The 10,195-nt window shown below is 42.9% G+C and carries 7 protein-coding genes; all 7 read right to left on the reverse strand.

The window, feature by feature from the left end; all coding sequences use genetic code 11:
• Positions 1–86: 86 nt before the first annotated feature.
• Positions 87–1,019, reverse strand: coding sequence for a type IX secretion system membrane protein PorP/SprF (locus K9J17_04785; GenBank protein ID MCF8276031.1), 933 nt, complete (start codon positions 1,017–1,019; stop codon positions 87–89).
• A 160-nt stretch (positions 1,020–1,179) separates the two neighbouring features.
• Entirely contained in the window at positions 1,180–2,352 is a 1,173-nt protein-coding gene (locus tag K9J17_04790; protein MCF8276032.1) for a formimidoylglutamase, read from the reverse strand.
• Complete coding sequence (gene topA, locus K9J17_04795) at positions 2,349–4,655, reverse strand: type I DNA topoisomerase (GenBank protein MCF8276033.1); 2,307 nt, start codon at positions 4,653–4,655, stop codon at positions 2,349–2,351. Before topA ends, K9J17_04790 begins: the two co-directional genes overlap by 4 nt.
• 62 nt (positions 4,656–4,717) lie before the next feature.
• Positions 4,718–5,716, reverse strand: coding sequence for a GHKL domain-containing protein (locus tag K9J17_04800; protein ID MCF8276034.1), 999 nt, complete (start codon positions 5,714–5,716; stop codon positions 4,718–4,720).
• Entirely contained in the window at positions 5,716–6,366 is a 651-nt protein-coding gene (locus K9J17_04805) for a response regulator transcription factor (protein MCF8276035.1), read from the reverse strand. Before K9J17_04805 ends, K9J17_04800 begins: the two co-directional genes overlap by 1 nt.
• A 2-nt stretch (positions 6,367–6,368) precedes the next feature.
• Complete coding sequence (locus K9J17_04810; GenBank protein MCF8276036.1) at positions 6,369–9,674, reverse strand: PAS domain S-box protein; 3,306 nt, start codon at positions 9,672–9,674, stop codon at positions 6,369–6,371.
• Between the two features lie 189 nt (positions 9,675–9,863).
• A partial coding sequence (locus K9J17_04815) for a PLP-dependent transferase (protein MCF8276037.1) occupies positions 9,864–10,195 on the reverse strand: 332 nt, incomplete at its 5' end.

Consider the following 10,195-nt stretch of genomic DNA (forward strand, 5'->3'; position numbering starts at 1 on the left):
TAACTTTTACCCAATCATTTAAAATGATAAGGTAGAGCCATGCTTGAACGAAACTTTTTCCCAAATGTTGCAAAAATGTTTAGCGATTAAAGGAAACGAACGTTTCTGTAGCGCTGATTAGCAGTAGCTGACTTCAACTTATAGCAATATCCGAGCATAATCTCGTGACTTCCACTGCTATATTGATTGAGACCTGAAGTAGTAACGTCATATGAATAACCTACTCTGAATTCCTTGATCTGAACACCTGCCATGATTCCGACAGCATCATCAATTCTGTAAGAAACACCAGCCCAAACCATATTCTTCCACAATGCTCTTAAGTTGATATCGAACTGAGTTGAAGCCCCGTCAGTCTTCAGGAATACTGAAGGATTCAATGCCCAAGTAGGATTGATATCCCATGTATATCCAGCCATTGCATAGTAATGGCGAGCTACGGTATAATTGCTTACTGTTGAACCCTGCTCAAACTTCAACGTTGGCCCTATCAAGTGATTTGCAGAAATACCCGCATACAATTTATCGGTGTGGTAATAAATACCAAAACCAAGATCCGGAGCAACCCCACTAGATTTTGAATTCACAATATTCGGATCTCCGTCTTGGATTGGATCTAATTGCGAACCGTCAAGTGTATTGAACAGAATCCCTCCCTCAATACCAATTCCTAATGTACCTGGCCCTAAACCTAGACGATAAGCATACGAAACTTTAACTCCACCAGAGTACTGAGCTCCTAGCTTATCTGACAGAATTGAAAGGCCAACACCACCATGCAACAACTTCACAGTTCCATCTACGTTGACAACTGTAGTGATTGGACGACCAGCAAAACCAACCCATTGTTGGCGATGTAATGCATTGGCACAAATTCCATTGTTACTTCCTGCGTAACCTGGATTAGCATACAACCTATTAAACATGTTCATCGTGAACTGAGGGTCTTGCTGAGCAAAAACCGTTGTTCCCAACAATAGCAATGTAACAGACGCAATAACAGTAAAAGTCTTTTTCATATCAAATAATTCGATTTCCTTCTTTTTCCTTTTTCCTTGGTTCAGTTGCTACTTTTTCAAGAAGCCGCTAAGTAAACAAATATTTCTTTCAACATCAAGTTGTTAAATCGATTGATCGACTAAAAACCGATGCGAATATCAGCAAATAAAAGACACAAAATCAACTGAGCTTTTGAAAAGTCTGCCACCATCGGTCAGGAATTTCATCTTCGCAAGCTCTTAAGTAGTCTTGGTAACCACAAGGAACCATAAAATGACGTTCGTACTTAGCACCAAGTTTTGACGGGTAGGGTACCTCCATCCACCATCGGTCGCTTCGTTGACTCTTGTAGAAAATCACATCATAACGCCCATTTTCCAATGTGACGGTATATTTAGTGTATTCGCTCTTGTCAGCAAATGGATAATCTTGTTTCCGATTATTTACGCCCCATAGGAAATACCAAACCAATTGGGCGATAAGATGAGCGGACGACTCATTATCGCCAGCATTAAGACAATTGTAAAAGCCGATTGAAGATAATTTATCACTTAAGCCGGCATATCTGGAAATGGCACAGGCTTGTTCTCCATAAAGACCATTAGGTTCCGACCTTTGATTGACCGCATAATCTGATATCCGAATACTTGTGAGATCGAAGGAAACCATATCTGCATTCCTTACTATAGGTTCAACTTCTTCGAGATTCGACTGAACTTCTCCAAGTCGATAAATATCGAAGTACATTTTCTTCATCAAGTCAACCTCCCTTGGAAGAACATGGTGCGTTTGATAGGCGAGACAGCTGAAGTTAAACAGCACATTGGGTTGATGCAGAATTATCTTTTGCATGAAGCGATTCTCCTTCATGGCATCTTCCACATCGCCAATATCGAACATGGAATCGACATTGACCAAGTTCACCACCTGCTCAAGTTTTTCGTAAGCGAGGTAATTGGCGTAGGTAAGATCTTGGCCTCCTCCTAATATGACCGCCACTCCGCCCTGTTTCACAATTGAAGCAATACTACTAGAGAGCGCATAATATGTGTCTTCGACTGTTTCTCCTTGGTTGATATTTCCAAGATCGACTAAACTCAATCCCACAAAGTGGTCTTTGAGGGCGTATAATCTGTTCCTCACAGATACTAACGAATCTGAATTGAACTCTCCAGCGATAGACCTCCTCGTTTCGACAACACCTAAAAGAACAACTGATCCTTTTTCAATTTCTGGGAAATGGGCATTTTCGGTGTATGCCGATACTTTCTCACCAAGCGTTCCTTCCTCACATGCAACAGTGAAGTCAGCTGGCAGTGGCTCAAAAAATATGGCAATATCAGACAGTGTCATTTTTTCTTTCGAACAGCGCCTCGTTTAGGCTTATCAGGAGTTTGAGCAATAATTTCTTTGCAGTCCTCGAGGGTTAGTTTTTCAGGTTCGGTTCCTTTTGGGATGCGGTAATTCTTCTTACCAACGGCTATATACGGTCCGAAACGACCGTTTTTCACTTCAATAATGTCTGTTCCATCCTTAAACTCATTGATCATCATCTTTTTGAGATCCTCTCTTTTGGTCTCAATAAGTTGAATGGCCACATCCTTTGTGATGGTCATTGGATCTTCATCACCTAAAGAAACGTAAGACTTCCCGTGTCGGACATATGGCCCGAACTTTCCGATTCCGATAGTGAGTTTTTCACCTTCAAATTCGCCAATTTCTCGAGGAAGTTTAAAGAGCTCCAACGCTTCTTCCAACGTAATGTCCTCCATCTTTTTCCCTGCAGGAATGCTAGCAAATTTTGGTTTCTCTTCATTATCTGCCTCACCAATTTGAACCATAGGTCCAAAGCGGCCTAGCCTAGAATAAACGTTTCGTCCAGAAACTGGATCGACACCGAGCATTGTTTCGCCTGTTGCTTTCTTGGCATTTTCAGCCGTATCAACGGTTGTTACATGGAACGGCTTGTAGAACGCGTCAATCATTGAAGTCCATTCCAGCTGACCTTCTGCAATCTCATCAAACTGCTCCTCTACTTGGGCTGTGAAATTATAGTCTAGGATTTCAGTGAAGTTCTCGACTAAAAAATCTGTCACGACTTTACCGATATCCGTAGGAAAAAGCTTGGACTTTTCAGCCCCAGTGATCTCGGTTTTCACCTCTTCCTTCATTCCATCTGAATTCAAAAGGATGAATCCGTATTTACGCTCAACCCCTTCTTTGCCTTCCTTAACCACATAGTTTCTGCTTATGATGGTGTTGATAGTTGGTGCATAAGTAGATGGTCTGCCAATTCCCAATTCTTCCAGTTTTTTCACCAAACTCGCTTCGGTGTATCGTGCTGGTGGTTGAGTAAAGCGCTCCATTCCCTCCACTCTCGTGGCTTCCAACTTTTGTCCAACGTTCAAATTAGGAAGCATTCCCTTTTGATCGTCCGATTCATCATCAGTTCCTTCTAGATAAACCTTCAGAAATCCTTCGAACTTGATAACCTCACCTTGCGAAACAAAACCAATGTCAGAACCAGAAACATTGATGTTGACCGTTGTTCGTTCCAACTGAGCATCTTCCATTTGAGATGCAATGGTTCTCTTCCATATAAGATCGTACAGCCGTTGATGTCCTGCATCACCTTTTACTGTCTGCTTATCCATATATGTAGGGCGAATAGCTTCGTGAGCTTCTTGCGCGCCCTTGGATTTTGAACTGAATTTTCGCGTTTTAGCATATTCAGCACCATACAGTTTTTCTATTTCTGCTTTAGCCGCGTTGATGGCAAGATCCGATAGATTCACGCTATCAGTTCTCATATAGGTGATATTTCCCTGCTCATACAGATCTTGAGCTATGCGCATCGTTTTTGTAACTCCATACCCTAGTTTACGGCTGGCTTCCTGTTGTAAGGTTGAGGTAGTGAATGGCGCGGCTGGTGTTCGCTTGGCCGGCTTTTTCTGAAGATCGGTGACCGAAAACGCAGCGTTTTTGCAACCCTCAATAAACGAGCGTGTTTCTTCAATGGTATCAAAACGCTTGGAGAGTTCCGCTCGGAATTCCATTCCATCAACATTGAAATAGGCCAGTACCCTGAATGCCGAAGTGGCCTGAAATGCTTCAATTTCCCGTTCGCGCTCCACAATAATCCGAACAGATACCGACTGAACTCTTCCTGCCGAAAGATTTGGCTTCACCTTTTTCCAAAGAACCGGTGACAGTTCATATCCGACCAAGCGGTCCAAAATTCTTCTGGCCTGCTGGGCATTAACCAGATCAATATTTAGCTCTCGTGGATTCTCAACTGCATTAAGAATGGCTGTCTTGGTGATTTCATGAAAAACAATCCGTCTTGTTTTGTCACTTTTCAACCCTAATGCTTCTTGCAAATGCCAAGAAATGGCTTCTCCCTCACGGTCCTCATCCGAAGCCAACCAAACCAGATCGGCCTCTTTACTCAACTTCTTCAATTCCCTCACTAGATTTTCCTTGTCTTTCGGAATCACATAGTCAGGACTGTAATTGTTATCAACATCAACGGAGAGCTTTTTTGAAGGAAGATCTCGGATATGGCCGAAGCTGGATTTTACAGTAAAATCTTTTCCAAGAAAGCCTTCGATGGTTTTGGCCTTTGCCGGTGACTCAACGATTACGAGGTTCTTCATACGGTCTTTTGGGAGTTTTGATTTGGGGCACAAAGAAAACCAAATATTGAAAGATCAGCGGATTAAGCCAAAACTGTTGGAAATCTGACGTGGAAAATAGCTCCGCGAGGCACATTATCTTCTACCGAAATGCTTCCGCCATACTTCTCAACAAGAAGTTGCACCAAATAAAGACCTATTCCAGTACCTTTTGTCTTGCGCACATCTTCGTTGCCTCTTCGATAAAACCGTTCGAATATTTTCTGCTTTTCGCTATCAGGAATTCCTTCTCCAAGATCGGAAACAGAAATCTCTATGGAATCTTTGGCCATTCTTGCAGAAACGGAAACAGTGCTTTCTGCACCATATTTAATGGCGTTGTCAATCAAGTTAACCATGATGCTTTGAAAAGACATCTCGTCAATTTCGCCAAACACATTCGGTTCGAGTTCGAGTACTATCCTGCCATCTTCTAACAGATTTGGATACACACTCTGCAACTGCATTCTGAGCATTTTAGAAACATCAACTGATTGTTTCTGCAGAGGAAGACCACCCGATTCGACCTTATTTACAAGCAACAGATTTTCAACCAGTTTTTCCAGTCGATCTGTATCCAAAAGCGCCCGCTTATATATGAGTTCTTTCTTTTCGTCAGGAAGGTTTCGCGTTAGCAACGTTTGCAATTGGAGCTTAATGGCTGCCAAAGGCGATTTGAGTTCGTGGGTTATTGAAAGCAGAAAATTCTTTTGCTGTTCAGCCAGCATCAATTCTTTAGAAATACTTTTTCTGACCGACCAAAAACCTAAGAGTAGAATGAATACAAAAACGGCTCCTTCGCCAAGAACCATCCAAATTCGCAAAGCCAGTTTCTCATCCAATTCGGCCTTCTGGACCTGTAGTTCAGGACCTTCTATTCCAATGGATTGAATGAGGTCAAGTTTGAGTCCGTATATCTCGGCATTGAGATTGACAAGCGTGTATGCCCACCAACCAAACTGGAGCAGAACATAAAACCCGAGAAGATAGATGAGCAATCCGTTGGGTGCTACTATTTTTTTTGACCTTAAGTTGTTTAGCATTAGCCCAAACCTACAATCGGGCCTTGTTCGAGCGCAAATCGCACCAATCCGACCACATTCTTAACACGCAATTTCTTTATCAAATTACGCTTATGCGTTTCTACGGTCCTTAAACTGATGTTGATCTTTTCCGCTATTTCCTGGTTCGTAAATTCCTTGGCCACATAATGAAGCACTTCGCGCTCTCTGTTGCTTAGCGAAACATCCGAATTATCTTCATCTCCCTCGGAGGTGATGGTTTGAGTCATGATCTCGAGCACTTGTTGTCCGTAATAGGTCTCACCATTTCCAACAGCTCTTATGGCGCGCAACACCTCTTGGTGCGATGCGCTCTTAAGTAAATAGCCCGAAGCTCCAGCCTTCACCATTCTTCGAATAACCTGCACTTCTTCGTGCATAGAGAACGCTAGTACTTTAATCTCTGGCCATCTTTCTTTGATCGTTTCCGTTGTGGACAAATCCAGCTGACCATCGATATTAATATCCATCAGCACCACATCTGGTCGGTTATTCTCAATACATTTCAACGCTTCGCTGCCATTCTTGGCTTCACAGGTCACTTCAATGGTTTCCACATCCTCAAAAAGCGAAACGATTCCACTTCTGAGCATCGGATGATCATCAACCACAATCAATTTAAGATGTTTCATTGCTACAACTTTGGAATATCAATATTAATAAGAGTACCCGAATTCTCGTCACTTTCCACATCAATCTGTCCACTCATCAGACCAACCCTTGAGTAAACATTGCTTAAACCAATGCCTTTGAAATCGTTCTCCGGATTAAATCCAACACCGTCATCCTCCACAGTGAGATTGAGCGAAGAGCCATGATCCATAAGACTGACAAACACATTTTTGCATTGTGCGTGCTTTTGCACATTTGTAAGTAACTCTTGCGTAATTCGATACAGATTCATCTCAACGAGAGGGTCGTAGCGAGGCTCCAGATCAACATGATCGAATTTTATCTTGATTCCGGAACGATCACTTAAATGACGGCATGTTTGATTGATGGCTTCTTTGAGCCCAAAGTTTTCCAACACTTCTGGCATCAGACCGTGCGAAATATTCCGAACTTCTCTCACCGCTTCCTGAAGATTTGTGTTCAAAAGGTTCAGGTCGTTCGAAACCCTTTCGTTCTCACTCGTAATTGCCTGTTCCCTGATCTGCGAAACCTGTAAAGCAATGGCGGACAACACCTGCCCGATTCCATCATGTAGTTCTGCTCCCAATCGTTTTCTCTCTTGTTCTTGCCCGCGCAGCACGGCATTCATGACCGAATATTCCCTATCCCTCTCGGACGTTACATCTCTAATGATCAGAATTGCCTTGTAAAAGCCTTGTTGATGGAAAATGCCGATGAATTTCCTTGAATACGTTCGTTTTGAACCGTCTGGGCCAGTGTAAGTGTCTTCCAATTCGAACTTACCACCCTCCGACTTGAGTGTCTCGAATTTATCGTTCAGATATTGTTTTTTGTCTGGGTTATCATAAAAGTCGAAAATAGTTGACCCAACTACGTCTCCTTCTTCATGCCCTTGCGATACTTTATTGATTGATTCAAAAACCCCAAACTCATTGATCGTGGCAATGTAATCTTCCACATTTTCAAAGATGAGTCGCAGTCGTTGCTCCGAGCGTTGAAGTTTGATTTCCTGTTCTCGTTTTTCAGTACGGTCTCGCAATAATGATTGGATATATACCTTGCCACCTTCCACTCGTTTCACAAATCTCGTCTCAATAGGAATCTCAAAGCCGTCTTTACGGATGATACTGGTATCGAAGGTTTGTGGCGCGTTTGCTTCCAACTCAGCCAGAAACTTCTGATAGTTTCGCCCCTTCCATCTCGGATCTATTTGATGTGCCTTCAAATTCAGAAGCTCTTCCCTTGAATATCCGAGCATATCTACGGCCACTTGATTCACATCTATGATGTTCTGATCCTCATCATGAAAGAAAAATGCATCGCCAGAGTTAAGGGACAAAGACTCCAAACGCTCTTGCGTGAGTGCTGCCTGTCGCTCAGCCAACACCTTGGAAGTGACATCAATGGCGCAGCTGTAAAATCCAATTACCTCACCTTTTTCGTTAATATCCGGTGCAAGAACAACGTTGAAATATATGTGTTGACCAGTGGCTATTATGCCATCATAATCGTAGGTGACCATTTCACCATTAAGTACCCTTTCAAAGTAAGGTTGAAGTCTTGTCTTTCCTTCTGTACTGATGAATTCTTCTATATGACGTCCTTCCAATTTGCGCGGATCCGCTCCGAGCTGGTGGTACGCATCATTTAAAAACCTGTAACGATAATCACTGGAAACACGAGCAATCAATATGGGAATAGCGTTGAGGATTGCCCTTGTTTCAGCCTCCATTCGCTCCAACACCTTACTTGCTCTTTCTAGTTTCTGCTCAGCTCGTTTTCTAAGTTGAATCTCTTGTTTCTGCTGTGCCTGCAGAATACGATTTTCAATAAACCTAGATGCGTGATGAGCAAGATCTCGAACCTGAGTAAGTTCCGTGTCGGAGAAGGTTAGCTGACCTGAAAGTCTCGTTAGGTTCAACGTCCCTAGAACGTTGGTATTCCCAATGAGTGGAACGTACACGAAGGATGAAGGTATTACTGTCTCATCAATGTTTGATGCTTTTACTTTCGCCAACACATCCTCAGGCAAACTTGTTACCAATAGTTCTTTTCCTGTTTGAATCACTGTGCCGATCATCCCTTCTCCGATTTTCAAAACGGAATAATCGAATAGCTTCTTAATCTCATTCGTTATGCTTTGATCCTTGTGAAAGACGGCAACAGGCGAAATTGAACCTGTTTCGGAATCGGCCAATTGAATATCGCAGACCACATCGAATTGATTGGCAACTCGTTCTGCAAACTGGTTCAGAATTCCACTCAGCCCAGCTTCAACATTGGCGAGAATAGATGATATCTCCAACTTGAATTCTGCCCATTTCTTCTCAGCATCAAGTTGTTTTTCGGCCTCACTTCTAAGTTTAACCTCAAGATGTTGGCGCTCCTTAAGTATTCCATTTTCCACGAACAACGATACGTATTCGCCCAATCTCCGTATCTGATCTGCTTCCACTTCCGTGAACTGATCCTGACCTTCCAACCTCGTAATATTAAGCGACCCAAGCACAGCTTGGGAACCAAGCAAAGGCACATACATCAGAGATCGCGGAACAATTCGCGCATCAATTTTTCTCGGACCACCGCGCATTTGTTCAGGAACCTCGTTGATGAACACCTCTTTTCCAGACTCGATCACCGAGCCCACAAGGCCTTGGCCTCTATGGACAATGGCCGTTTTGAAGATTTCGTTAATCAGCCGAAGTACTGCTTCATCTTCGTGATAAAGTGCTTCCGGTTTAATAAGTGCCGTTTCGTTATCTAGAATAGAAATGTCGCAAACCGCGTCAAGATAGACTGCCACTTTTTCTGCCAATTCCTGCAAGGATACCTGATACTTATTGCGTGGCTGGGAGAGAATTTGAGCAGCTTCAAGCAGAAACTCGTTGTATTGATTAAGTCTCTCTAGTTCTTCTGCTTGTTTGAGTTCTGTGACGTCTCGGATTACGCCAACAAGAAACCGGTTTCCCGTTTCATCAATAAACCGTGTCTTTCGGGTTGAAATTATTCGAGTCTCGCCACCTCTTACCGTAAGACGCTCTTCAACTATACGTTCTATTCCATCTGAAAGAACTTGTTTATCCACTTTTAAAAAATGCTCCCTTTCATCGGGTGCCACGTCTTCGGCAAGTGTCTTTCCAATTATTTCAAGTCTCGGCAGACCGAAGATCTCACAAAAAGCATCATTAACGAGAACTAGCCTGCTTCGGGCATCCTTAACAAAAACAGGGTCACCCATATTGTTAAGAATCGTTTTGTAGTTCTCGTCAGTTAATTCTCTTGCTTCATTATCGGCTTGTTCAATCATTACAAAGCAATTGAAGGATTAGAGCTGATTGAGTTCTGATTAAACCGAATTTTTGTAGCGATGAACCACTTCAACCAGCAACACATTTGGAGATTAGTCTAACTGAAAATACGTTTGAATGACCAAAATCTGTGCTGGTTCACATCACGAAGTTATTCATGAATTTGTAAAACAAACCCCGCAGCGGAACTACTTCGACCGCTCCAGCGCCTGCTCAATATCGGATATGATGTCTGAGATGTTTTCCAAGCCAACGGAAACACGCACTAATCCTGCAGAAATACTCACCGCTTTACGCTCTTCTTTTGTCAGTTTAGCATGAGTTGTTGAAGCTGGATGGGTTACGATTGTTCGAGAATCGCCCAAATTCGCAGTCACGGAGCACATTTGCAGCGCATCCAAGAATTTCTTGCCGCGTTCAACGCCTCCTTTTACTTCAAAAGTGATGAGCCCGCCACCTTTCTTCATTTGCTTTTGGGCCACTTTGTACTGCGGATGCGACATCAAACCAGGATAGCGCA

The organism is Flavobacteriales bacterium, assembly GCA_021739695.1.
Taxonomy (GTDB): domain Bacteria; phylum Bacteroidota; class Bacteroidia; order UBA10329; family UBA10329; genus UBA10329.

What these genes read in the sequence shown, in the direction of transcription:
- K9J17_04785 (MCF8276031.1), bottom strand. Translation starts at nt 1,019, where the DNA reads ATGAAAAAGACTTTTACTGTTATTGCGTCTGTTACATTGCTATTGTTG.
- K9J17_04790 (MCF8276032.1), bottom strand. Translation starts at nt 2,352, where the DNA reads ATGACACTGTCTGATATTGCCATATTTTTTGAGCCACTGCCAGCTGAC.
- K9J17_04810 (MCF8276036.1), bottom strand. Translation starts at nt 9,674, where the DNA reads ATGATTGAACAAGCCGATAATGAAGCAAGAGAATTAACTGACGAGAAC.
- K9J17_04805 (MCF8276035.1), bottom strand. Translation starts at nt 6,366, where the DNA reads ATGAAACATCTTAAATTGATTGTGGTTGATGATCATCCGATGCTCAGA.
- topA (MCF8276033.1), bottom strand. Translation starts at nt 4,655, where the DNA reads ATGAAGAACCTCGTAATCGTTGAGTCACCGGCAAAGGCCAAAACCATC.
- K9J17_04800 (MCF8276034.1), bottom strand. Translation starts at nt 5,716, where the DNA reads ATGCTAAACAACTTAAGGTCAAAAAAAATAGTAGCACCCAACGGATTG.